Below are 21868 nucleotides of genomic sequence, written 5' to 3'. Positions count from 1 at the left end.
CGTGCAGGAATCTTCGCTGGTGCTGAATCCACGGTGTCGGCATCATCGGATCCATGCGTCCCGTTCACATCGCCCTCGCCGTGCTCGTCGCGGCGGTGTGGGGGGTCAACTTCGTCGTCATCGAGGTCGGCCTCGACCACTTCCCGCCGCTGCTGTTCTCCGCCCTGCGCTTCCTCGTGGCGGCGGTCCCGGCGGTGTTCCTCGTGCGCCGCCCGGGCGTCGCGCTCAGGTGGATCGTCCTGGTGGGGCTGCTCCTGGGGGTGGCGAAGTTCGGCCTCGTCTTCACCGGGATGCACCTGGGCATGCCCGCCGGACTGACCTCGCTCGTCCTCCAGGTCCAGGCCGTGTTCACCGCGCTCCTGGCCGTGGTGTTCCTGCGGGAGCGGTTGGGGCCGTGGCGCTACGCGGGCATGGCGGTGGCGTTGGGCGGGATCGGGGTGGCCGCCTACGACCAGGGCGCCTCGGGGCCGATGACCGCGTTCCTCATGGTGGTGGGAGCCGCCGCGTTCTGGGGCCTGGCCAACGTCGTCACCCGCCGCGCCGCTCCTCCGGACGCCCTGAGCTGGATGGTCTGGGTCAGCCTGGTTCCGCCGCTCCCGCTGTTCGCGCTCTCCCTGCTCGTCGAGGGCCCCGAGGCCGGTCTGGCGGCGCTGCGGGGGCTGGACGCGGCGGGCGCGGGCACGATCGTCTTCGTGGCCTGGATCGCCACGGTGTTCGGATTCGGCGCCTGGGGGTTCCTGCTGGGCCGCTACGACGCGTCGGCGGTGGCGCCGTTCTCGCTGCTGGTTCCGGCGTTCGGCATGGCCTCGTCGGCGCTGCTGCTGGGGGAGGAGTTCACCCCGCTGAGCTGGATCGCCGCCGTCCTCCTGGTGGGCGGGGTCGCCCTGACCTCGCTCACCGGCCGCGCGCCGAGGTCCGCACCAGCCGCCGCCTCCGCCTGCGGGCCCGAGCACGGCCCCAGACCCGGTCCCGACGGCGCCACCGGCTCCGCCCCTCCGCCTGGCGGCTTCCGGCGCGCCGCCCCGTCCGCGTCCTCCGACCGCCCACCGACCGATCACCCCCCGGGGACCCGGACGGGCGCCGACGCGGTCCGGATGCCCCCACCGCCAACGTAACCTGCCTTCGGAGGAGAAGACATGGCCGAAGCCGCATACGACGTACTGGTGGTCGGCGGGGCGGGGGTGGACACGATCGTCCGGGTCGGCTCCCTGGCGCTGCCCGAGGCCGACTCGTTGCCCGTGCCCCCGGTCCACGACTACGTGGGGCACACGGGCAACGGGGTGGCGCTCGGCTGCCACGCACTGGGACTGACCACGAAGTTCATCGACTTCCTGGGAGACGACCTCCAGGGGCGGATGGTCCTGGAGAACTACACCGAGCGCGGGCTCGACTTCAGCCACGTCGTCTCGCCGCACGGCACCCCGCGCGGTGTCAACCTCGTGGACGCCCGGGGACGGAGGTTCTCCTTCTACGACAGCCGCCACGCGCCGGACCTGCGGCTGCCCCGCGACTTCTACCTTCCGTTCGTCGAGCGCGCCCGGCACGTGCACATGTCGATCACGAACCACAACCGCGACATGTACGCGGACCTGGAGCGCCTGGGCGTGGGCACGTCCACCGACCTGCACGACTGGGACGGCGAGGAGCCCCACCACCTCGACTACGCCCTGCGCTCCGACCTGGTCTTCCTCAGCGCCGCCGCCGTCCACGGCCGGGAGGCGTCCGTGATGCGCCGGATCGCCGGGGACGGCCGCGCCCGCCTGGTCGTCGCCATGGACGGGGCGGACGGCTGCCGCGTCCTGGCACGCGGGGAGGCCGAGCCCCGGCACTTCCCCGCCGTGCGGCCCGAGCGTCCGGTCGTCGACACCAACGGAGCCGGCGACTCCTTCGTCGCGGCCTTCCTCCACACCCGTCTCGGCGGGGGTTCCGTGGAGGAGTGCGTGCGGGCCGGGTCGGTCGCCGGAGCGTTCGCCTGCACCAGCGCCGGCACGCACACCGAGTTCGTCGACGCGGCCACCCTCGAACGCCTGTCCCGGGCGGCCGCCGGTCCGGCCGTGCCCTAGGGTGGGCCGCTGGGAGGGCAGGGAACGACATGAGACTCGAACACCGCGGGGGGACGCGCGTCCTGGGAGAGGCGGTCGGCGGGTGCTGAGACTGCGGGGCCGGGAGTACGGTCCGGACGCGACGCTGGTCATGGCGATCGTGAACCGGACCCGGGACTCCTTCTACGACAACGGCGCCACCTGGGACGACGCGCCCGCGTTCGAGCGCGTGCGCGCGGTCGTGGCCGAGGGCGCCGACATCGTCGACATCGGCGGGGTCAAGGCCGGGCCCGGCGACGAAGTCGACGCCGAGGAGGAGAGACGCCGCACGGTGGACTTCGTGGCGGCCGTCCGCGCCGAGTTCCCCGACCTGGTCATCAGCGTCGACACCTGGCGCGCGTCGGTGGGCCGCGCCGTCTGCGAGGCCGGGGCCGACCTGCTCAACGACGCCTGGGGCGGCCACGACCCGGAGCTGGCCGGGGTCGCCGCCGAGTTCGGCGTGGGCCTGGTGTGCACCCACACCGGCGGACTCACCCCCCGGACCGGCCCCCTGCGTCCCTCCTACGACGACGTCGTGCGCGCCGCGGTCGACGAGACCGTGGCGCTCGCCGAGCGCGCCGTGGCGCTGGGCGTGGATCCGCGCTCGGTGCTCATCGACCCGGCGCACGACTTCAACAAGAACACCTGGCACTCGCTGGAGCTCACGCGCAGGCTCGACGAGATGACCGCCACCGGGTGGCCGGTGCTGGTCGCGCTCTCCAACAAGGACTTCGTCGGCGAGACCCTCGACCTGCCGGTGGGGGAGCGGCTGACCGGAACCCTCGCCGCCACCGCCGTGTGCGCCTGGCACGGAGCCCAGGTCTACCGGGTCCACGAGGTGACCCCGACCCGGCAGGTGCTCGACATGGTCTCCGCCATCCGGGGCGTGACGCCTCCGGCCCGGACGGTGCGGGGGCTGGCGTGAGGAGGAACGCGTGATCGTCGCGACCGCGGTGTGCCCGCACCCGCCCCTGCTGCTGCGGGAGCTCACCGGCGCCCAGGACCCCGCGGCCGACCTGCGCGGGGTCTGCGAGTCGGGGGTGGCCGCCCTGCTGGCGACCCCCCGGCTGGACGTGGTCGTCGTCGTGGGCGGCGCCGACACCTCCCGCGACCGGGTGACGGGGCGGGTTCCCGTGCGCGTCTACGGCGGTGACGCCCCGGTGCTCGCCGACGGGGACGCCGAGTCCGCCGAGGATCCCGCGCCCCTGCCGCTGAGCCTGGGCGTCGCGCGGCGCCTGCTCGCCGCGGTCGGCGCCGACGTCCCCGTGGAGACGGCCACCGTCGCCTGGGACGCCCCGCCGGAGGAGGTCGACCGCGTCGCCCGTGCGGTCGCCGGGCGGGCCGACCGGGTCGGCCTGCTGGTCATGGGCGACGGCGGAGCCCGCTGGGGGGTGTACGCCCCCGGGCACCTGGACACGGCCCCGGTCGACGTCGACGAGGTCGTGCGCCGGGCCCTGGCGGACGGCGACACCGGCGCTCTCACGGTCCTCGACGCGGACCAGGCCGCGGCGCAGCGGGTGTCCGGGCGCGCCGCGCTCCAGGTGATGGCCTCGGCCGTGGCACTCGGCGGGGCCAGCGTGGGGTCGGAGCTCCTGTACGCCGACGCCCCCTTCGGCGTCACCTACTTCGTGGCGGTGTGGTCGTGCGCCTCCTCCTGAACGACGTCGCGCCCGGCGTGGCCGAGCCCGGCGACACCCTGGGCCCCGACGACCTGGACCGGCTCTACGCCTACCCCGATGCGACCGGGCGCCCGTGGGTGCGGGCGAACATGGTGGCGACCCTGGACGGCGCCGCGGCGGGCAACGACGGCCGGACCGGGTCCATCAACACCGACGCCGACCTCGTCGTCTACACCCTCCTGCGCGACCTGGCCGACGTGGTCCTGGTCGGAGCGGGGACGGCCCGTACCGAGGGCTACCGGCGCATCCCCGCCCGCTCGGCCCGCTACCGGGAGCGCGCCGCCGCCGAGGGGCGGCCGACCTGCCCGGTCACCGCCGTGGTCAGCGGGGCGGCCCAGGTGCCGCCGCTGCTCGCCGCCGACGAACCGGGCCACGGCGACGCCCTCCTGGTCACCTGCGCGGGCGCGGGCACGGAGGCGCTCGACCGGGCGCGCCGCGTCCTGGGACCCGACCGCGTGATCGTGGTCGGCGGGGACACCGTGGACCTGCCCGCCGCCGTCGCCGCGCTGCACGCCCGCGGCCTGTCGCGGATCCTGTGCGAGGGCGGACCCCGCCTGCTCAGGGACGTGGCCGCGGCCGACGCGCTCGACGAACTGTGCCTGACCGTGGTCCCGCTCCTGGCGGCGGGCGTGCAGCAGCGCGTGACCGCGGGCGCCGGTGTGGACCGGAGGCTGGTGCCCAGGCTGGTGGTCGAACAGGACGGCACCCTGCTGCACCGGTGGACGCGCCCCTAGAGCGGGCGCTCACGACTCGGGGCGCGCCGCCCGCTCCTCGGCGACCGCCAGCATCCGTTCCTGGCGGTCCACCACGGCGGGCCGTTCGGTGAGCGCGACGGCCTGGGCGGCCCGGCGCCGACCCTGGCGCGTGGCCAGGGCGACGGCCGCCGAGCGCCGCATGCCCACGGCCGCACCCTCGTCGGCGAGCGCGCGCCGCACCCGGCGGCGGTGGGCGTGCCGCACCAGGACGTACACGGCCATGGTGCTGCCGAAGATGAGCGCGACCTTCACCAGCACGGCGGCCAACCCCTGGCCGAACAGCGGTGAGTCGAGCAGCCAGTGCTGGGCGACGGCGAGCAGCACGAGCAGCGCCGCCCCCGCCGCGCGCCGCCGGTCGGGCCGCCAACCGTCGGCGGCCAGCAGCCCGACGGCGGTCCCGGCCACGGCCGACATCGCCCAGTGCGATCCCAGACCGGTGAGGCCGACGCGCACGACGGTCGTCGTCATGACCGACAGCGCCGGAGCGGTGGCGCCGGACTGGGTGATGGCCTGGAACCCGTAGATGACGTTCTCCGTGACCTCGAACCCGAGTCCGACGAGGGCTCCGAGCACGAATCCGTCGACGGGGCCGCGCAGCGCGTTCGGGAGGACGACCGCGACCAGGACGATCCCCGCGAGCTTGAGCAGCTCCTCGTTGACCGGCGCGGTCAGCGCCGCGCCCCAGACACCCGTCGCCTCCAGTCCCAGGACGTTGTTCCAGATCCCGCTGAGACCGCCGTTGGCGACGATCCCGGCCCCCGTGGCGGCGGTCAGCCCCCACACGGCGGCGGCCACGCTGGCGGTCGGGTCGGGCGGGCGCACCGGGCGGATCTGGCGCAGGATCCAGAACCCGAACGCGAACGTCGCCACCGCCAGGGCCAGGGCGAGCGCCGAGGCCCACGGGAAGACGAGGACGCGCACGGAGAGCTGGGCGACCAGGACAGCGAGACCCGCCAGACAGGCCAGCGCGAACACGGCGGCGCCCACGAGGGCGGGCAGCCGGGTGCCGGGCGGGTGCTGGCCGGCGAACGCGTGGGTGCGGGCCGCGTGTTCGGCCGGGTTCCGCCGACCGCGACCGGCGGTCGCGTCGCGGGGTTCGCGCGGCGCGTGGTTCATGCGGACTCCTCCTCCGTGAACACCACCGAGCGCACGGCGTCTCCGACCGCGGCCAGGTCCGCCGGGGTGGCGTCCGCCCCGGCCAGGACCATCTCCACGGCGAACGCACCGTCGGGCGAGGGGTAGACGGCGGCCACCCCCTCCTCGCCGCCGAGCAGGGGGCCCGTCAGCCCCGGAGTGCCGTCGTCGGCGGCCACGGGCTCGGGGCCGCCCAGGCGCGCGGCGGGGTCGTCGACGCGCACGATCCGGCCCAGCCCGTGCCAGAGGTCGGTGGCGCTGGGCGGCGTCTCCTGCGCGGGGACGACGGACCGGACGGCCAGCTCGACCGGGCCCCGGGTGAACAGGTGCGTCCGGTCGGCCGCGCTGGAGTCGGGGTGCAGCGTCCATCCGCCCTGGTCCAGGGTGAGCGCCGCCTCGTATCCGCCCTCGGCGCCGATCCGGATCGCCTGACCGGCTCGGACGGCCTCGGTGTCCGGAAGGATCGCGTTCAGCAGCGGCCAGACGGTGACCAGCAGGGCGACCACCGCCGTGGCCGCGCCCAACGGGATCCAGGCGCTCCGCGCGGGCAGCGGCGGCGCCGCGCCGGGATCCCGCTCGTCCGTGTCCGCCATGGCGCCCCCTCCGCGTCCGCCGCTCCGTGCCACTCCAGCGAAACACCCGGGTGTGCGCGGGGAGCGGAGGAGAGGGGGACTTGGCGCACGTTTGCTCGGATTTCACCTGTCCGGGGACGGGTCAGCCCGGAGCGGCGACCGCGACCGGCGGGTTGGCGCGGGAGTACTCGGGCTCCCCGGGGGAGAGGAGTCCCGCGCGCGGAGTGGCGACGACCTCCGCCACCGAGAACTCGACCGACCGCCGGGCTCCGGGCGAGTCGTCCGCCCAGCGGACCCGGGCCGTGCCCGTGATCTGGAGCAGGTCACCGGTCTCCCAGTCGGGGACGAGCAGTCCGGCGCGGCCGTCGACCCAGAGGTTGCCCAGGGTCATGAACATGGCGTTGCCGACGTAGTCCGGCCAACTGATCAGGCGCGGCGAGTGGACCGACACGAACCCGGGGTTGCCGCCCCGGTGGCTGGCGTCGGCCGCGCCTGTGTCGCTGGCGGTCGCCACGAAGAAGGTGTCGGCCCGGCGCAGGAGCCCTTGCTGGTCGGCGCTCAGCCGGTCGCCGTGGCGCGGGGTGACGTCGTCCGCCGGGACGGCGGGCTCCAGCGTCCGCCGCTGGATGTACTTGGGGCAGTTGGCGTAGACCTGGTCGGCGGCCAGCCGCAGCCCCGTGGAACCGACGCGGCGCGCCGTGCCGTTGACCCGCATGCGGCGCCGGGCGGCCGGGTCGAGCGCGATCGCGCCGACCTGGACGGGTCGGCCGTCGAACACCCCGGACAGCGGGTCGCCCGCGCGGGGGACGGCGTCGACGCCGACGGTGCGGTCGTCCTCGGCCCGCAGGAACCCGGGCGCGCCGGTGAGCGGCGACGCCCACACGCGCCCGCGCGCGTCGGCCGCGCCCACGACGAGAAGGCGCTGCGCGGCGAGGAACCGCGCGGCGACGGCGGGGACGGAGTCGCGGATCGACCGGCCCGCGTGGTCGGCCGCCTCGGGCAGCCCGCTGCGGCGCTGGACCGCCCGCTCCCCCCGGTGGTAGGTGGACATGGAGACGTCGCTTCCTTCCGTGGAGGGCGCGGCGCCCCGAGGGCGGGGCGCCGCGCGTGTGTGGGCTGTCGAGCGTCTAGAAGAAACCGCAGGTCGGGGCGGCGGCTACGGGAGCCTCGGCGTCCTCGGCGCCGGTGGGGGTGTAGATCTCCAGGCGGATGCCGTCGGGGTCGTGGAAGAACACCCCGCCGGAGGAGGCGCCCTCGCCGTGCGGGACCACGCCGTCGTAGGCGAACTCGACGGCCGCGTCCAGGAGCCGCGCCTCGACGGCACGGACCTCGTCGACCGTCTCCACCTGGAAGGCCAGGTGGTGCAGGCCCGCGGTGTCCGTGCGGAACCGGTCCGTGCTCTGCCGCCACAGCGTCAGCACGAGCTGCCCGTCCTGACCGAGGAAGGCGAACTCGCGGCCCCGCTCCTCGCCACGGCCAAGCACCTCGAATCCGAGGACGCGTCCGTAGAAGTCCAGGGAACGCGCGATGTCGGTGACGTTCAGACCGACGTGTCCGGTCTTCATGCCGGTGCGTGCCATGGCACACCTCTCCGCTCGTGGATCCGCCCGGTCGGTGTAACCGGCGAAAGTGACTTTAGGGGTTAGTCGGAGGGTGTGCAACCCCTGAAATCGTGTTCACTGGTTAGGTGGCTTCCTGGTACGATCCGGGCGGTCCGGCGCACCCGGACCGACGACGCACGGAGCGGGGGACGATGGCCTCAACGGTCGGTAGGCGGCGGCCGCTCGTCGGCGAACCGGTCGCCATGGACCTGCTCAACACACGCTGGGTGGAGGGCGCGACCGTCCGCGACCTGCTCGACGGCGTGGAGGGGCTGCGCCAGTGGCTCGGCGAGGCGGGCCTGGACGCGCGGTTCGACGCCGACCCCGCCACGCTGGAGCGGGTGCTGCTCGTCCGCGACGCCCTGGCCGTCCTGGTGGACGCGCCCGCCGACGCCGGGGCCGCGGGGCGGCTCAACGAGGTCCTCGCCCACGGCGCCGAGCGCAGGGTGCTGCGCGACGGCGTGCCGACGGTCAGCGTCGAGTTCGACGATCCGTCCTGGGGCCCCGCCTGGACCGCGGCCGCCGGCTACCTCGACCTGCTCGTCTCAGCGGACCGCGTCCGCGGATGCGCCAACCCCGCCTGCGTCCTGCACTTCTTCGACACGTCCAGGAACGGGACGCGCCGCTGGTGCTCCATGGCCGGGTGCGGGAACCGGGCCAAGGCCGCGCGGCACCACGCCCGCGCCAGGGGAGCGGAGAACACCTGACCGGCCGCGGTCACGCTCCGGGCGGGCCCCGGTCGTCGGGAGGGGGCTCGTCGTCCTCGCGACCGCTCCAGCGGTCCCGTTCTCCGGGCTCCTCCCATCCGGTCGGATACCGCCGTCCGTCCGGCCTCTCGTTCCAGTAGTCCGGAGAGCGCACGTTCCGCCGCGCGCGTGCCTCCTCCAGGCTGAGGAGCGCGATGGCCAGAAGGATCAGCACGACCGGGACGGCCAGTGCCGCCAGCACGCCGATCAGCCATCCGAGTGTCGGCCACTCCATAGCTCCCTCCCCCCGTTCGGGAGACGCGCCTTGGGTACCCGGTCTTCCCCGGGACAAACTCCGGCCGTGTTTCCGCGCCGTGCGCGGCGGGTAGCCAGACCTACATCCCCGGCACGACGTCCAGGGAGGAGACCGGACCATGAACACACGCTCCCGGGACGCGGCCCCGCGCTATCCCGACCCGATGCCGCCGGATCCGTTCCCTCCGTCACCCGTGCCCACGCCCCCGCCCGCCCCGGAGCCGCCGAGGCCGCCCGGCCCCGTCCCCGAACCGCCGGGGCCCGAGCCCGAGCCGGAACCGGCCTGAGTTCCCGGGGCGTGCCGGGAACCGCACGCCCCGGAGATGTCAGTCGCCCTCCTCCTCGTCCGCCCCGCCTCCGGCTCGGACCGCAGTGCGCCGATCCGCGGAGCCGACGTCGACCACGGGGTCTGCGCACGGGCCGCTCAGGCCGAGGCCTCCGTCAGCCGCGCCGACTCGTCCCCGGTCAACTCCAGACCGACGACCGGAAGCAGGTCCTCCAGCTGGGCCAGGTCGCGGGCGCTCGCGATCGCCGACGTCACGCCCGGACGGTCGGCCAGCCACGCCAGGGCGACGGCCGCCGGGGCCGTGCCGCGCTCGGCCGCGACCGCGTCCAGGGCCGCCAGCACGCGTTCGCCGCGCGGCCCGTCCAGGTAGGCGCGGGCACGGGCCGCGCGGGGGCTGTCCACGTCGGGGCCGTCCGGCCGGTACTTGCCGGTGAGGAAGCCCTTGGCCAGGCCGAAGTACGGCAGCAGGGCCAGGCCCCGTTCCCGCGCGAGGGGGACCAGGTCGGCCTCGATGCCGCGCTCCACCAGGTTGTAGTGCGGCTGCACGCACACCGGGGCGTGCAGGCCGCGGGCCGCGCACGCGTCCAGCCATTCCCGGATCCGGTCGGGGCTGTGGTTGGACAGTCCGATGTGCCGGATGGCTCCCTCGTCGACCAGGGACGAGAAGGCCTCCGCGCTCTCGGCCACCGGGGTGTCGGGGTCGTCGAAGTGCGCGTAGTACAGGTCGATCGTGTCCGTGCCCAGTCGCTTGAGCGAGGCGTGCGCCGCCGCGCGGACGTTGGCGCCGGACAGGCCGCGGAACTCGGGGTGCTGGCTGACCTTGGTCGCGATGACCAGGTCGTCGCGGCGCCCGCGCGCGTGCAGCCAGGCGCCGATGACGGTCTCCGACTCGCCGCCGCTGTGGCCCTCGGCCCAGGCGGAGTAGGAGTCCGCGGTGTCGACGATGTTCCCCCCGACCGCCGTGTAGGCGTCCAGGATCCGGAACGCGGCGGCCTCGTCGGCGGTCCACCCGAAGACGTTGCCGCCCAGGCAGAGCCGGGAGACGCGGAGGTCGGACCGGCCGAGCGGCCGGAGTCTGGTGTCGTTCATATTCACCGTTCTCGCTTGGGGGGCGGTGGTCGCGGTCAGGCTAGGGCACGCGGGGCCCGACGGCCAGGTATGTCCGGGGGAGCGGCGGCGGTAGGCGGCGCGGACCCGTCACCGGAGCGTTCCCGTGTGGGACATCCCACCTGCTGGCCCGCGCGGAACGTAATTTCCTACCAAAAGAGTGGGATAGCCTCGTCATGGGATGACCACACCTAAAGGTGTCCCGGCATACGGGAGGCCGGAGCCCCACCGGCCCCGGACCCCTCCTCGGTCCGCCAGCCCGCGATCACGAAGGAGCGCACCATGCGCATGACCCCGACCGTCATCGGCGCCGCCGCCGTCACCCTGGCGCTCTCCGCCTGCGGTGCTCCCAGCGAGCAGGCCGCCAGCGAGGCCGCGGAGGCCGGGGCGCTCCGGATCGGGGTGAGCCCGGTGCCGCACGGGGACATCCTCGCCTTCATCGACGAGAACCTCGCCGAGGAGGCCGGTCTGGACCTGGAGATCGAGGAGATCTCGGACTACAACACCCCCAACGCCGCCCTGGCCGAGGGTGAGCTGGACGCCAACTACTTCCAGCACCGCGCCTTCCTCGCCGAGTGGCAGGAGAACGGCCCCGACGCCGAGTTCGCCTACGTCACCGACGTGCACATCGAGCGGCTCGGGCTGTACTCGGAGAGCGTCGAGTCCGTCGACGACCTGCCCGAGGGCGCGGAGATCGCGGTCCCCAACGACCCGGCCAACCTCAACCGCGCACTGCGCATCCTCGAGGCCGAGGGGCTCGTGACCGTCGACCCGGAGGCCGGGGAGACCGCCACCGAGAACGACATCGCCGACAACCCGCGGGACCTCGTCGTCACCCCGCTGGAGGCCGCCCAGCTCCCGCGCTCGATCGCCGACGTGGACGCCGCGATCGTCAACGGCAACTACGCCATCGAGGCCGGGCTGACCGAGGACGCCAACGTCCTGGCCTGGGAGCCCGAGGGCGAGGACTACGTCGAGACCTACGCCAACGGCCTGGTGACCCTGGCGGAGAACGCCGGGGACGAGCGGATCCTCCAGCTGGTGGAGCTCCTGCACGACGAGCGCGTCCTGGAGTACATCGAGAGCACCTGGCAGGGTGTCGTCCTCCCGGTCGACGCCGACGGCGCGGTCGTCGGGTCCGCGGCCCCCGCCGCCGAGTAACGGCCACGGGCGCGTCGCGCCCCACCGTGCCCCCCGCGAGGGTGGCGGAGTTCCCCGGCTCCGCCACCCTCGTCCCGTGTTCCGGGAATGCCAGCGCGTGTGACACAGATCACTGTGGCGTGGTCGGCGCGCACGGCGTGCGGGCGGGCTCGTGCGATGCGTGGCCCGCTCTCGGGGTGTCGTCCTCGCCAACCTGCCTGACCTGCGGTTTTCTTCGAGGGTGAGGTCGCTCGGGCTGGCCGCCGCGGGTCGTTCGGGCTGGTCGCCGCCGCCGTGGCCCTCCTCTCGGCCTGGTTCCACAAAACCTACTTATTAAGTAGAGTTTCGTCAGACCTCGACAACGGCCGGAAAGGGGCCCCACATGCGACCGCCCTCGCGCCCGACGGGAGCGCTCGCGGCCTGCGTGGCCCTGGCCATGGCCGTCACCGGCTGCGGTGCGCTCGCGGAGGACGACGGGCCCTCCCTGACACTCGGCTACTTCCCCAACATCACCCACGCCCCGGCCCTGGTCGGCGTGGAGCGGGGAACCCTCGACGACGCCCTCGGCGACGGCGTCGCCTTCGACACCCGGGTCTTCAACGCGGGCCCGGACGCGATCAACGCCGTGTTCTCCGGGGAGGTCGACGCCGCCTTCGTCGGTCCCAACCCCGCCGTGAACGGCTGGGCCCAGTCCGAGGGACAGGCGCTGCACGTCATCGCCGGAGCGGCCTCCGGCGGTGCGGGCCTGGTCACCCGCGAGGACATCGAGACCGTCGAGGACCTGCGCGGCGCCACCGTCGCCAGCCCGCAGCTCGGCAACACCCAGGACGTGGCCCTGCGCTCGTTCGCGGCCGACCAGGGCTGGGACGTGGACACCGCCGGAGGCGGCGACCTGTCCATCCTCCCGCAGGCGCCCGCGGAGATCGTGGACGCCTTCGACCTCGGCGAGATCGACGGCGCCTGGCTGCCCGAGCCGCACCTGAGCCGCCTGCTCACCCGCGACGACGCCCACCTGCTCGTCGACGAGGCCGACACCTGGACCGAGACCGACGGCGCCTTCGTCACCGCGCACCTGGTGGTCAGCGCCGATTTCCTCGACCGCGAACCCGACCTGGTCGAGGACCTCCTGCGCGGCCACGTGGCGACCGTGGACTGGATCAACGCCCACCCCGACGAGGCCCAGCGGACGGTCAACGACCATCTGGAGGCGATCACCGGCTCCCGGCTGCCGGACGAGATCACCTCCGCGGCGTTCGACCGGATCACCTTCACCGTCGACCCCGTCGCCCCGTCGCTGTTCACCGGAGCCGAGCGCGCCGAGGCCGCCGGCCTGCTCGAACCCGTCGACCTGACCGGAATCTACGCCCTGGACCCGCTCGACGCCGTCCTCGCCGAGGACGGCCGCGACCCGGTCTCCGGGCTGGAAGGCTGATGAGGCCCATGACCACCATCACCGACACCCCGACGCGCGTCAGCGCCGTGGAGGTCGACACGATCTCCAAGGTCTTCGGGACGGGCACGGGCGCCGTGACCGCCATCGACGGCATGTCCGTCTCCGTCGGCCAGCACGAGTTCCTGTCGATCGTGGGCGCCTCGGGATGCGGGAAGAGCACCCTGCTCTCCCTGGTGGCCGGGCTGGACCGCCCGACCACCGGGAGCGTGGACACGGCGGGCCACAAGGTGGCGATGATGTTCCAGGAGGCCGCGCTGTTCCCGTGGCTCACCGTGGGCGCCAACATCGAGGTCCCCATGAAGGTCAACGGAGTGCCCCGCGCCGTGCGCCGCGAACGCGTCGCCGAACTCCTGGAGCTGGTCCGGCTCACCGGCTTCGCGCGCAAGCGCCCCCACGAGCTCTCGGGCGGTATGCGCCAGCGCGTGGCCATGGCCCGCGCCCTGGCCCAGGACGCCGACGTCCTGCTCATGGACGAACCCTTCGGCGCCCTGGACGCCATGACCCGGGACATCCTCCACGACGAACTGGAGCGGATCTGGCAGGAGCGGCGGCTCACCGTCCTGTTCGTCACGCACAACGTCCGGGAGGCGGTGCGCCTGGGCGACCGGGTGGTCCTGCTCTCCAGCCGCCCCGGCCGGGTGATCGACGAGTTCCCGGTGGAGGGCGAGCGGCCCCGCCGGATCGACTCGGCGCTGATCGCCGGGCAGGCCGCGGTCATCACCGACCGACTCCGCCAGGAGGTCTCGCGCCATGCCTGACAGCGACACCCGGGACCGTCAGGTCCAGGGCCTCGACGCGCTCGAACTCCAGCCGGAGCGCGACGCGCGCGGCGCGGGCGAGGTGGCGCGCCGGATCTGGTCGTCCGCCTGGCCGAAGCTCGCCGCCGTGGCGGTGGTGCTCGTCGCCTGGCAGGCGGTCGTCTGGTCCGGATGGCGGTCGGAGTGGGTCTTCCCCGGCCCGGACCGGGTGCTGCCCGTCCTGTTCGCGGAGGTCGCCACCGCGGAGTTCTGGGAGGCCGTGGGCGTCACCATGCGGCGCGCGCTGACGGGATTCGCCCTGGCGCTGGTGGTCGGTGTCATCGTCGGTCTGGCGGTGGCCCAGGTGCGCGCGCTGCGGGTGGCGATCGGCTCGCTGATCACCGGCCTCCAGACGATGCCGTCCATCGTGTGGTTCCCGTTCGCGATGCTGCTGTACGGCATCAGCGAGTCGGCGATCATGTTCGTGATCGTCCTCGGCGCCGCGCCGTCCATCGCGGGCGGACTGGTCTCGGGGATCGACTACGTGTCGCCGTCGCTGCTGCGGGCCGGACAGGTCATGGGGCTGCGCGGGATCCAGCGGTACCGGCTGCTCATCGTGCCCGCGGCTCTGCCGATGTTCGTCGGCGGACTCAAGCAGGGGTGGGCGTTCGCCTGGCGCTCGCTCATGGCCGGAGAGCTGCTCGTCATCATCAACCAGCAGAACTCCATCGGCTGGGCGCTGAGCCAGGCCCGCCAGCTCAACGACGCCGAGCGTCTGCTGAGCTACGTCGTCATCGTGCTGGTCGTCGGCATCCTCATCGACGTGTTCTTCACCTGGGCGGACCGCTCGCTGCGGCGCCGCTGGGGGCTGGCAGCGGCCTGAGCGGGCGGCCGGTACCCCGGCCCCTCCACGACACACGGCCGCCGCCGCGCGAGTCCAGCGCGGCGGCGGCCGTCGTCGGTGTCCCGTGCCCGGCCGGGAGACCCCGGCCACCGGGGCCCTCGGGTCCCCGTCAGGCGGCGTCCTCGGCGCCGGTCTCGGCACGCAGACCGATGGACGCGGCACCCGCCAGCAGGGCGCTCTCGTCGTTGAGCGAGGTGTCTCCGGTGGCCCCGGCGGCGCCCAGCAGAGAGCCCCGGGCGTCACGGATGAACACGCCGCCGGGGACGCTGAGCAGCCGCCCCTGGGCCAGGGCCGCGACCGAGGTGAAGAACTCGGGGGAGGACTCCGCGCGGGCGGCGATCGCCCGGTTGTTCATCCCGAGCCCGAGCACGCCCCAGGCCTTGGCCACGGCGAGGTCCGGACGGAGCAGACCCGAGCCGTCCTGCCGGGCCAGGGCGACGAGGACGCCGCCCGGGTCGAGGACGGCGACGGTCAGCGGCTGGAGGTCGTTCTCGGCCGCGTACTCCACGGCGCCGTCGATCAGTCCCTGAGCCTGCTCCAAAGTGATGGCCACCAGGCGCGTTCCCTTCGTTCGGGTCTCCCGGCGGGAGACGTCGGCGTCGTGCCACCCACGGAGGGTCCGAGGATCCCCGCGCGCTCCCCGGGTACCGGGTGCTCGGCCCGGCGCCCGAGGGGTGTGATGGCCACCACACGAGGCTAATGTTCGCTCAACCGGTAGTGAATATGGGAAAGCGCCTGATTCGCCCCTCGGGAGGCGGGTCGCCTTCGTGGGAAGCTCCAGGGCCCGTGGTCCGGAGCTTCGCACCAGCACCGGCGGTCGGACCGGTTCCGCGCTCAGGGCGTGCCGAGCGCGCGGACGGGCTCGGCCGCGCGGGTGTCGTAGCGTTCGCGCGCCTCGGTGATCTCGTCCATGTGCTCCTCGGCCCACTCGCGGATGGCGCCCATGAGCACACCCAGGTTCCGGCCGAGCGGCGTCAGGGAGTACTCCACCTGGGGCGGGGTGGTGGGGAACACCCGCCGGTCCACGAGTCCGGCGCGCTCCAGGTCGCGCAGCGTCCGGGTGAGCATCTTCTGGGTGATGCCGTCCAGACGGCGGCGCAGCTCCCCGAACCGCATGGGTCCGCCCGAGAGCGCGCCCGCGACGAGGCACACCCACTTGCTGGACAGCAGGTCGAGGACGTTGCGTGACGCGCAGTCGCGGAGGTAGGCATCCGCGCCGCCGTGTTCTCGCAGGTCAAGGGTGGTATGCATGGGGTACCTACCAGACTTTCACGTGCCTTCTATACAGCGGGTACCTTATCCGGAAGTCTGGGGCCCATGACAGAGCAGATGCGAATCGTCCGGCAGCGCGAGCTCGGCGGCCCCGAGGTCCTGGAGATCGCCCGCGTGCCCGTCCCCGAACCCGGCGGCACCCGGATCCAGGTGCGCGTGCACGCCGCCGGCCTCAACCCCGCCGACTGGAAGGTCCGCCAGCACGGGTACTGGCTCACGCCCCCGTTCGCCCACGGGTGGGACGTCTCGGGTGTGGTCACCGCCGTCTCCCCGGGCGTGAACCGGTTCGCGGTCGGCGACGAGGTCTACGGGATGCCGAACTTCCCGGACACGCCCGGCACCCACGCCGACTACGTGACCGCCCCCTCCCGCCACTTCGCGCGCAAGCCCGCCAGTCTCGACCACGTCGAGGCCGCGGCCCTGCCGCTGGCCGCGCTCACCGCGTGGCAGGCCCTCGTCGACACCGCCGGGGTCGCACAGGGACAGCGCGTCCTCGTGCACGCCGCCGCGGGCGGGGTCGGCCACCTGGCGGTCCAGATCGCCAAGGCGAGGGGCGCCCACGTCATCGGCACGGCCAGCGCGGCCAAGCACGACATGCTGCGCGGGCTGGGCGCCGACGAACTCGTGGACTACACCTCCGTCGACTTCGCCGAGACCGTCCGCGGCGTCGACGCGGTCGTCGACGCCGTCGGAGGCGACTACCTGGAGCGCTCGCTGCGCACGCTGCGTCCGGGCGGGGTCTACGTCGGACTGCCGAACCCCCTCGAACTGGACCGGATCGCGGAGGCGGCCGCCGCCGTCGGCGTGCGCGGCACCACGGTCAACGTCGAGCCCGACCACGCCGCGCTGGAGGAGATCGCCGCGCTGGCGGACGCGGGGAGGCTCCGTCCGGTCGTGAGCCAGACCTTCCCGCTGGAGGACGTCGCCAAGGCGCACGAGCACGGCGAGACCGGACGCACCACGGGCAAGGTGGTCCTCACCCTCGTCTGACGCCGCGCGGGCACGGACGCCCCGCGCGCCGTCGGCGGGCCGCGCGGGGCGTCGGCGCCTGTCCGCGCTCAGGAGTGCACGAGCGGCGTGTCCACCAGGTGTTCGGCGAGGAACCAGGCCTGGAGCTCGTTGGTGCGGATGACGTCGGAGACCAGCACGTCGTTGGTGCCGTCGTCCCCGTTCTCCTGGCACCGGGCGGCCGCGTCGTGGCAGTCCTCCAGGATGGTCTCGTGCGCCTCCAACAGGCGGGACAGCATCGCCGGGACCTCCTCCACGCCGTTGGGCGGGCGCGGGATGTTGGTGATCTCGGCGACGTGCCGCGGGTCCCCGATGGCCACGCCGCCGAGGGTCTGGACGCGCTCGGCCATGGTGTCCACGAGCGCGGTCTGCTCGCCGGCGTGTTTGTCCATCAACTGGTGCAGCTGGTAGAAGGTGTGACCGCGCATCAGCCAGTGGTGCTTCTTGTAGAGCGCGTGCAGGATCTGCGTGTCCGCGAGGACCTGGTTGAGCCGCTGGCACGAGTACATGCGCGTGTTGTAGGACATGCCCACCGGGAGCTGGCGGACGGTGCCGTACTCCTGGATCTCGTTCCCCTTCTGGTGCAGCCACGGCTGGCTGCTCCGGGGTTTGGGCGTCGTGCTCGCGCGCTCTCGGGTGGTCACGGCTGGATTCCCCCTCCGGGTCGGGTCGCTCGGAGCGCGTACGGACGTGCTCCGCCTGCCAGTCTCGGACACGGACCGTCGCCGGAGGAGAAAGCACACACCATCCCGAGGCAAGGCTTTCGCGTCGCCGCGGCCGGTCAGGGGGTGTCGAACCGGACCGGCAGCGCGAACAGGCCGTGCATGATCACGCTCGGCCACCAGCGCAGCTCCTCACCCGGCACGGCGAGCCGCAGCCCGGGCAGCCGGTCCAGGACCGCCTCGACCGCCACGCGTGCCTCCATCCTGGCGAGCCGGGCGCCGACGCAGTAGTGGGCGCCGTGCCCGAAGGCCAGGTGCGACGCGCCGCGCCCGGGGTCGAACACGTCCGGGTCGTCGTAGCGCTCGGGGTCGCGGCCCGCCGACAGCAGCGACACCAGTACGGGTTCGCCCGCCGCGAGCCCGACCCCGCCGAGGGCGGTCGCGGTCCGGGGGAAGCGCCAGGTCGCGTTCTGGAGGGGGCTCTCCAGCCGCAGCGCCTCCTCGACGGCCGGAGCGACCAGGTCGCGGTCCCGCCGCAGCCGCTCCAGGTGCTCCGGGTTCCGCAGCAGGGACAGGAGCAGGTTGCCGATCAGCGCGACGGTGGTCTCGTGCCCCGCGACCAGCAGCAGGAAGGCGGTGGAGGTGACCTCGTCGCGGGTGAGCCGGCCCTCGCGGTGCGCCTCCACCAGGTCCCCGAGCAGGTCGTCCGAGGGGGTGGCGAGGCGCACGTCGACCAGATGGCCGAGGTAGTCGTCGAACCAGTCCGTGGTGGCGCCGATCGCCGCGATCTCCTCCGGGGCGGAGGCGTCGATCACCGCGGCGCGGCGGTGGAACTCGGCCCTGTCCTCGGGCGGGACCCCGAGGATGTCGCAGATGATCGCGATCGGCAGCGGGTAGGCCAGGTCCCGCACCAGGTCGGGATCGGGGACGGCGGTGATCCGGTCGAGCAGGTCGGCGGTGACGCGCTCGGCGCTCTCCACCAGGGTCCGCACCCGGCGCGGGGTGAAGGCGCCCGCGGTCACCCCGCGCAGGCGCGCGTGGTCGGCGCCGTCCGCGTTGACCATGCTGCGCACCAGGCTGGGCCGGTGGTCGAAGGGCAGGCCCATCCCGGACCTGCGCCACACCTCGTTGCCCCGGGCCGGGTCCTTGAGCATGTCGGGGTCGGCCAGGACCGCGCGGACGTCCTCGTGGCGGGTGACCAGCCACGCCCAGGCCCCGCCGGGCAGATCGATCCGGTGCACGGGGGAGTGCTCGCGCAACCACCGGTAGGCGGGGTGGGGGTCCGCCTCGAAGGCCGGACCGTGCGGGAGAGGGGGTGGGGAGGCGGACATGCCCTGCCTTTCGTGCCGAACGGGGATCCCAGCGGTCCTACCCGGAGTCCGCGGCGGGCGAACCGTCCTCACCGCGCGATGGCGCAGGCGGTCTCCAGGACGAACCGGGGCCAGGGCCGGTGGGGGTCGTGACCCGTCAGCTCGCGTACCCGGCGCAGCCGGTACCGCAGCGTCTGGGGGTGCACGTGCAGGGCGTCGGCCGCCGTCGTCGCGGCACCGGCGCGGAAGTAGGCGCGCAGCGTCTCCAGCAGGTGGGCGCGGCCGTCCGCCAGCAGCGGCCCCAGAACCGTGCGCCGGACCGTCTCCGGCGTGGTCGGACCGCCGTTGAGCAGGGCCAGGACGCACGCGTCGGCCTCCCCGAGCGGCCCGCCTCCGAACGCGTGCGGGGGAGCGGTCTCGACGGCCCCGTCGGCCAGGCGGTAGGCGGCCGACATGTCGGTGAGCGCGCGCGGCTCCAATACGCAGGCGCGCCAGGGGCGGTCTTCCAGCACCCCGGCCGCCCGCGCGGCGGCCCCGGCCGGGACCAGCAGCACCGCTCGTCCCGACCGCGTGGTCGCCAGCGCGTCGGGGCGGCCGACCGCCTCGACGAGGTCCATCGCCGCCGACACCGCGCCGCCCCGGGGCGGGTGCTCCTCGCCCGGACCGGGGTCGGCCACCACCAGGACGCCGGGGTCGGGAGGCGCGAGGCCGAGGGTGCGGGCCCGGTCGCGGATCGCGCCGAGTGAGGCCTGGCGGCCGATCAGCAGGTCGTCGAGGAACGCCCGGCGCGCCCGCTCGACGTCGGCGTCCAGGTGGCGGGCCGCCTCGGCGTGCCCCGCCGCCAGGTGCTCGGAGATCTGGTCGAGGGAGGTCAGCCACAGTTCGCTCAGAGCGAACACGTCGGTCGCCGTGACCCGGTCCCCGGCCTGCTCGGACACCAGGCGGACCGCGGCGGCGGACCCGACCCGGTGCGCCCGGACCACGGCCCCGATCGAGCGTCCGTCCGCCGCCCGCGCTCGGCCGATCTCCCGCAGCCGCTCCAGGTCCTCCGGCGGCAGGCGCACGCACCCGTCCGCCCACAGTTCCAGCGAGCGGGCCACCAGCCACCCGGCGATCGCGCGGACCTCCGCGAGCTGGGATCCGTGCAGTCCCCGGTAGGCGGGCACCTCCGCGTACACCTCGGCGACGATCCGGTCGACCAGGGCCGCGCGGTCCCTGGACAGCTCGGCGCTGACACGGGCGCGCTGCTCGCGGCCCATCGGCCCACCTCCCCTCCGGGACCGACCAGCGTAGCGGTCGGCGGCGGGGCCGTCGGTAAAAAGCCCGTGCGGCAGCGGGGCGGCTTCGGGCGGTGATCCGCGCCGACGTGGCAGTATGCGACCAGGGCGTGTCCGCCGCACACGCCCCACGGCACGGGGGTGCCGGTGGTGGAGACGAGGACGGGTCGGCCCGACGGGGGATGAGGCGAGATGACGGTTCCCGACGTTACTCTGGGTAACGGCGTGCGCATGCCGCAGTTGGGTTTCGGTGTGTGGCAGGTGTCCGACGACGCGGTCGTCGACGCCGTGACGACCGCTCTGGAGGCGGGGTACCGCAGCATCGACACGGCCGCCGCCTACGGCAACGAACGGGGGGTGGGCGAGGCGCTGAGCCGGTCGGAACTCGACCGCGAGGACGTGTTCGTCACCTCCAAGCTGGCCAACCCCGACCAGGGCTACGACCACACCCTGCGGGCGTTCGACGCGACCCTGGAGCGCATGCGCCTGGAGACGCTGGACCTCTACCTCATCCACTGGCCGCTGCCCCAACGGGACCTGTACGTGCCGACGTGGAAGGCGCTGGAGCGGCTCTACGCCGACGGCCGGGTCCGCGCCATCGGCGTGTGCAACTTCCAGGCGTCGCACCTGGAACGCGTCATGGAGGAGGGCGGCATCACGCCCATGGTCAACCAGATCGAACTGCACCCGCTGCTCATCCAGCGGCCGATGCGCGAGTTCGACGCCAAGCACAACATCATCACCGAGGCGTGGAGCCCCCTGGGCCAGGGCAAGCTCCTCGACCACCCGACGGTGGTCGCGATCGCCGAACAGCTCCAGCGCACCCCGGCCCAGGTGCTGCTGCGCTGGCACATCCAGCTCGGGAACGTGGTCATCCCCAAGTCGGTGACCCCCGAGCGGATCCGCTCCAACTTCCGGATCTTCGACTTCGAGCTCTCCGAGGCGGACATGGACCGCGTCACCGGGCTCGACGCGGGCAGCAGGTTCGGCCCCGACCCCGACGAGTTCGACGGCGAGTAGGCGCCCCGCCCCGGACGCGGTCGCCCGGCCCCGCTAGGACCCGCGCAGCTCGCGGCGCCTGCGCGCTCCGGTCAGCACGGCCTCGGGGCCCCTGCGGCGGATTCGGGCGACGTAGACGGCGCCCGCGACGAAGATCGCGGCGAACAGCGTCAGCGCGGCGACGAGGGCGACGACGGACAGCAGGAAAGTGATCGACATGCGCTCATCGTAGCCGCACGTCCGGCGGTGTCCCCCCAGAGGGAGCGCCGGTGCCGGACCGGCCGCGGCGGGCGCCACGTGAACGATGAGGGAACGCCGATGGACCGGACACCGCACCAACTCGTCAATCCGCTGTCTCTGGCCGAACCCGTGGGCTACTCCCACGCCCTCGTGGTCACTCCCGGCCGCACCGTCCACGTGGGCGGGCAGACCGCCCGGCGTCCCGACGGGGGGATCGTCGGCGACACGGTGGTGCAGCAGTTCGACCACGCGCTCGCCAACATGGTCGAGGCCCTGCGTGCGGCCGGGGCCGAGCCCGTGCACGTGGTCACCATGTGCGTGTACACCACGGCCGTGTCCGCCTACCGGGTCAACCTGGCGACCCTGGGGTCGGTCTACCGCCGCCACATGGGCCGCTACTACCCGCCGATGGCGGTGGTGGGCGTGACCGAGCTGCTGGAGGCCGAGGCCCTCGTGGAACTCGTCTGCACGGCCGTGATCCCCCACGCCGGCGACTCCGAGCTGCTGGAGGCGGCGGAGGCGCGGGAACTGGTCGAGGAGGTCGAGGACAGCCTGGTGGCGACCCCGTTCGTCACCGGGGTGCCCGAGCGGGCGTAGCGCCGGATCCGGCCGTGTAACCACACCGGTGGGTATACTCCCGGTCCAGCGTC

25 protein-coding genes are annotated in these 21868 nt (G+C 74.0%); 13 read left to right on the top strand and 12 right to left on the bottom strand.

Annotation, left to right across the window (positions count from 1 at the left end; translation table 11 throughout):
- Positions 1-53: 53 nt before the first annotated feature.
- From ACIBFB_RS11660 to ACIBFB_RS11640, 5 genes are all read left to right on the top strand, one after another.
- Positions 54-1115, top strand: a complete 1062-nt coding sequence (locus ACIBFB_RS11660) for an EamA family transporter (protein WP_397228970.1) — start codon at positions 54-56, stop codon at positions 1113-1115.
- 21 nt (positions 1116-1136) lie between these two features.
- The gene (locus ACIBFB_RS11655) at positions 1137-2063 is read left to right on the top strand and encodes a carbohydrate kinase family protein (RefSeq protein ID WP_397228968.1); all 927 of its coding nucleotides are present in this window, start codon (positions 1137-1139) and stop codon (positions 2061-2063) included.
- Positions 2064-2145: 82 nt separating this feature from the next.
- On the top strand, positions 2146-3006 hold the full coding sequence (gene folP / locus ACIBFB_RS11650) for a dihydropteroate synthase (protein ID WP_397228966.1): 861 nt from the start codon (positions 2146-2148) through the stop codon (positions 3004-3006).
- A 10-nt stretch (positions 3007-3016) separates the two neighbouring features.
- Positions 3017-3739, top strand: a complete 723-nt coding sequence (locus ACIBFB_RS11645; RefSeq protein ID WP_397228964.1) for a hypothetical protein — start codon at positions 3017-3019, stop codon at positions 3737-3739.
- Positions 3724-4494, top strand: a complete 771-nt coding sequence (locus ACIBFB_RS11640) for a pyrimidine reductase family protein (protein WP_397228962.1) — start codon at positions 3724-3726, stop codon at positions 4492-4494. Before ACIBFB_RS11645 ends, ACIBFB_RS11640 begins: the two co-directional genes overlap by 16 nt.
- Before the next feature lie 9 nt (positions 4495-4503).
- On the opposite strand, the gene ACIBFB_RS11635 is transcribed toward ACIBFB_RS11640, so the two are convergent.
- From ACIBFB_RS11635 to ACIBFB_RS11620, 4 genes are all read right to left on the bottom strand, one after another.
- Positions 4504-5631: a PrsW family intramembrane metalloprotease gene (locus tag ACIBFB_RS11635; protein WP_397228960.1), complete on the bottom strand. Its 1128-nt coding sequence runs from the start codon at positions 5629-5631 to the stop codon at positions 4504-4506.
- Complete coding sequence (locus ACIBFB_RS11630) at positions 5628-6242, bottom strand: hypothetical protein (protein ID WP_397228958.1); 615 nt, start codon at positions 6240-6242, stop codon at positions 5628-5630. Before ACIBFB_RS11630 ends, ACIBFB_RS11635 begins: the two co-directional genes overlap by 4 nt.
- A 121-nt stretch (positions 6243-6363) precedes the next feature.
- Positions 6364-7272 (bottom strand): pyridoxamine 5'-phosphate oxidase family protein, encoded by a 909-nt coding sequence (locus ACIBFB_RS11625; RefSeq protein ID WP_397228956.1) that lies wholly within the window; start codon positions 7270-7272, stop codon positions 6364-6366.
- Positions 7273-7348: 76 nt separating this feature from the next.
- Positions 7349-7801, bottom strand: coding sequence for a VOC family protein (locus tag ACIBFB_RS11620; protein ID WP_397228954.1), 453 nt, complete (start codon positions 7799-7801; stop codon positions 7349-7351).
- 173 nt (positions 7802-7974) lie between these two features.
- Here ACIBFB_RS11620 and ACIBFB_RS11615 point away from each other — a divergent pair, with 173 nt between their 5' ends.
- Complete coding sequence (locus tag ACIBFB_RS11615; RefSeq protein ID WP_397228952.1) at positions 7975-8529, top strand: CGNR zinc finger domain-containing protein; 555 nt, start codon at positions 7975-7977, stop codon at positions 8527-8529.
- Between the two features lie 10 nt (positions 8530-8539).
- Here ACIBFB_RS11615 and ACIBFB_RS11610 read toward each other — a convergent pair whose 3' ends face one another.
- Together ACIBFB_RS11610 and ACIBFB_RS11605 are read right to left on the bottom strand one after the other, a co-directional pair.
- A complete protein-coding gene (locus tag ACIBFB_RS11610) occupies positions 8540-8803 on the bottom strand; it encodes a hypothetical protein (RefSeq protein ID WP_397228950.1) in 264 nt (87 codons plus the stop codon).
- 444 nt (positions 8804-9247) lie between these two features.
- Complete coding sequence (locus ACIBFB_RS11605; RefSeq protein WP_397228948.1) at positions 9248-10198, bottom strand: aldo/keto reductase; 951 nt, start codon at positions 10196-10198, stop codon at positions 9248-9250.
- Positions 10199-10498: 300 nt separating this feature from the next.
- Between ACIBFB_RS11605 and ACIBFB_RS11600 the strand changes: the two genes are divergently transcribed.
- The 4 genes from ACIBFB_RS11600 (at position 10499) to ACIBFB_RS11585 (ending at position 14429) form a co-directional block, all read left to right on the top strand.
- Positions 10499-11377: a MetQ/NlpA family ABC transporter substrate-binding protein gene (locus ACIBFB_RS11600; RefSeq protein WP_397228946.1), complete on the top strand. Its 879-nt coding sequence runs from the start codon at positions 10499-10501 to the stop codon at positions 11375-11377.
- Positions 11378-11738: 361 nt separating this feature from the next.
- On the top strand, positions 11739-12788 hold the full coding sequence (locus ACIBFB_RS11595) for an ABC transporter substrate-binding protein (protein WP_397228944.1): 1050 nt from the start codon (positions 11739-11741) through the stop codon (positions 12786-12788).
- Between the two features lie 8 nt (positions 12789-12796).
- Positions 12797-13567 carry an ABC transporter ATP-binding protein gene (locus tag ACIBFB_RS11590; RefSeq protein ID WP_397228942.1) on the top strand — a complete coding sequence of 257 codons (771 nt, stop codon included), beginning with the start codon at positions 12797-12799 and terminating at the stop codon, positions 13565-13567.
- Entirely contained in the window at positions 13560-14429 is an 870-nt protein-coding gene (locus ACIBFB_RS11585; protein WP_397228940.1) for an ABC transporter permease, read from the top strand. The genes ACIBFB_RS11590 and ACIBFB_RS11585 overlap by 8 nt, the downstream gene beginning before the upstream one ends.
- A 130-nt stretch (positions 14430-14559) precedes the next feature.
- Here the strand turns inward: ACIBFB_RS11585 and ACIBFB_RS11580 are convergent, their stop codons facing one another.
- Positions 14560-15003, bottom strand: a complete 444-nt coding sequence (locus tag ACIBFB_RS11580; protein ID WP_397228938.1) for a heme-binding protein — start codon at positions 15001-15003, stop codon at positions 14560-14562.
- Positions 15004-15284: 281 nt separating this feature from the next.
- Positions 15285-15701, bottom strand: a complete 417-nt coding sequence (locus ACIBFB_RS11575) for a winged helix-turn-helix transcriptional regulator (protein WP_397228936.1) — start codon at positions 15699-15701, stop codon at positions 15285-15287.
- 66 nt (positions 15702-15767) lie between these two features.
- Between ACIBFB_RS11575 and ACIBFB_RS11570 the strand changes: the two genes are divergently transcribed.
- Entirely contained in the window at positions 15768-16712 is a 945-nt protein-coding gene (locus ACIBFB_RS11570; RefSeq protein ID WP_397228934.1) for an NADP-dependent oxidoreductase, read from the top strand.
- Between the two features lie 68 nt (positions 16713-16780).
- On the opposite strand, the gene ACIBFB_RS11565 is transcribed toward ACIBFB_RS11570, so the two are convergent.
- From ACIBFB_RS11565 to ACIBFB_RS11555, 3 genes are all read right to left on the bottom strand, one after another.
- Positions 16781-17374, bottom strand: coding sequence for a Dps family protein (locus tag ACIBFB_RS11565; protein WP_397228932.1), 594 nt, complete (start codon positions 17372-17374; stop codon positions 16781-16783).
- 137 nt (positions 17375-17511) lie between these two features.
- Positions 17512-18723, bottom strand: a complete 1212-nt coding sequence (locus tag ACIBFB_RS11560) for a cytochrome P450 (RefSeq protein ID WP_397228930.1) — start codon at positions 18721-18723, stop codon at positions 17512-17514.
- A gap of 68 nt (positions 18724-18791) precedes the next feature.
- Positions 18792-19961 carry a PucR family transcriptional regulator gene (locus ACIBFB_RS11555; RefSeq protein WP_397228928.1) on the bottom strand — a complete coding sequence of 390 codons (1170 nt, stop codon included), beginning with the start codon at positions 19959-19961 and terminating at the stop codon, positions 18792-18794.
- A gap of 210 nt (positions 19962-20171) precedes the next feature.
- Here ACIBFB_RS11555 and ACIBFB_RS11550 point away from each other — a divergent pair, with 210 nt between their 5' ends.
- Complete coding sequence (locus ACIBFB_RS11550) at positions 20172-20999, top strand: aldo/keto reductase (RefSeq protein ID WP_397228926.1); 828 nt, start codon at positions 20172-20174, stop codon at positions 20997-20999.
- A gap of 33 nt (positions 21000-21032) precedes the next feature.
- Here the strand turns inward: ACIBFB_RS11550 and ACIBFB_RS11545 are convergent, their stop codons facing one another.
- Positions 21033-21197, bottom strand: coding sequence for a hypothetical protein (locus ACIBFB_RS11545; RefSeq protein ID WP_397228924.1), 165 nt, complete (start codon positions 21195-21197; stop codon positions 21033-21035).
- Positions 21198-21296: 99 nt separating this feature from the next.
- Here ACIBFB_RS11545 and ACIBFB_RS11540 point away from each other — a divergent pair, with 99 nt between their 5' ends.
- Positions 21297-21815, top strand: coding sequence for a RidA family protein (locus ACIBFB_RS11540; protein ID WP_397228922.1), 519 nt, complete (start codon positions 21297-21299; stop codon positions 21813-21815).
- Positions 21816-21868 lie beyond the last annotated feature (53 nt).

The sequence above is a fragment of the Nocardiopsis sp. NPDC050513 genome (assembly GCF_044457925.1).
Lineage (GTDB): Bacteria > Actinomycetota > Actinomycetes > Streptosporangiales > Streptosporangiaceae > Nocardiopsis.
The sequence above is the reverse complement of the archived record's forward strand: the minus strand, read 5'-3'. Positions and strand labels throughout refer to the sequence as shown.

What these genes read in the sequence shown, in the direction of transcription:
- ACIBFB_RS11660 (WP_397228970.1), top strand. Translation starts at nt 54, where the DNA reads ATGCGTCCCGTTCACATCGCCCTCGCCGTGCTCGTCGCGGCGGTGTGG.
- ACIBFB_RS11655 (WP_397228968.1), top strand. Translation starts at nt 1,137, where the DNA reads ATGGCCGAAGCCGCATACGACGTACTGGTGGTCGGCGGGGCGGGGGTG.
- ACIBFB_RS11635 (WP_397228960.1), bottom strand. Translation starts at nt 5,631, where the DNA reads ATGAACCACGCGCCGCGCGAACCCCGCGACGCGACCGCCGGTCGCGGT.
- ACIBFB_RS11630 (WP_397228958.1), bottom strand. Translation starts at nt 6,242, where the DNA reads ATGGCGGACACGGACGAGCGGGATCCCGGCGCGGCGCCGCCGCTGCCC.
- ACIBFB_RS11625 (WP_397228956.1), bottom strand. Translation starts at nt 7,272, where the DNA reads ATGTCCACCTACCACCGGGGGGAGCGGGCGGTCCAGCGCCGCAGCGGG.
- ACIBFB_RS11620 (WP_397228954.1), bottom strand. Translation starts at nt 7,801, where the DNA reads ATGGCACGCACCGGCATGAAGACCGGACACGTCGGTCTGAACGTCACC.
- ACIBFB_RS11615 (WP_397228952.1), top strand. Translation starts at nt 7,975, where the DNA reads ATGGCCTCAACGGTCGGTAGGCGGCGGCCGCTCGTCGGCGAACCGGTC.
- ACIBFB_RS11610 (WP_397228950.1), bottom strand. Translation starts at nt 8,803, where the DNA reads ATGGAGTGGCCGACACTCGGATGGCTGATCGGCGTGCTGGCGGCACTG.
- ACIBFB_RS11605 (WP_397228948.1), bottom strand. Translation starts at nt 10,198, where the DNA reads ATGAACGACACCAGACTCCGGCCGCTCGGCCGGTCCGACCTCCGCGTC.
- ACIBFB_RS11600 (WP_397228946.1), top strand. Translation starts at nt 10,499, where the DNA reads ATGCGCATGACCCCGACCGTCATCGGCGCCGCCGCCGTCACCCTGGCG.
- ACIBFB_RS11595 (WP_397228944.1), top strand. Translation starts at nt 11,739, where the DNA reads ATGCGACCGCCCTCGCGCCCGACGGGAGCGCTCGCGGCCTGCGTGGCC.
- ACIBFB_RS11590 (WP_397228942.1), top strand. Translation starts at nt 12,797, where the DNA reads ATGACCACCATCACCGACACCCCGACGCGCGTCAGCGCCGTGGAGGTC.
- ACIBFB_RS11585 (WP_397228940.1), top strand. Translation starts at nt 13,560, where the DNA reads ATGCCTGACAGCGACACCCGGGACCGTCAGGTCCAGGGCCTCGACGCG.
- ACIBFB_RS11575 (WP_397228936.1), bottom strand. Translation starts at nt 15,701, where the DNA reads ATGCATACCACCCTTGACCTGCGAGAACACGGCGGCGCGGATGCCTAC.
- ACIBFB_RS11570 (WP_397228934.1), top strand. Translation starts at nt 15,768, where the DNA reads ATGACAGAGCAGATGCGAATCGTCCGGCAGCGCGAGCTCGGCGGCCCC.
- ACIBFB_RS11560 (WP_397228930.1), bottom strand. Translation starts at nt 18,723, where the DNA reads ATGTCCGCCTCCCCACCCCCTCTCCCGCACGGTCCGGCCTTCGAGGCG.
- ACIBFB_RS11555 (WP_397228928.1), bottom strand. Translation starts at nt 19,961, where the DNA reads ATGGGCCGCGAGCAGCGCGCCCGTGTCAGCGCCGAGCTGTCCAGGGAC.
- ACIBFB_RS11550 (WP_397228926.1), top strand. Translation starts at nt 20,172, where the DNA reads ATGACGGTTCCCGACGTTACTCTGGGTAACGGCGTGCGCATGCCGCAG.
- ACIBFB_RS11545 (WP_397228924.1), bottom strand. Translation starts at nt 21,197, where the DNA reads ATGTCGATCACTTTCCTGCTGTCCGTCGTCGCCCTCGTCGCCGCGCTG.
- ACIBFB_RS11540 (WP_397228922.1), top strand. Translation starts at nt 21,297, where the DNA reads ATGGACCGGACACCGCACCAACTCGTCAATCCGCTGTCTCTGGCCGAA.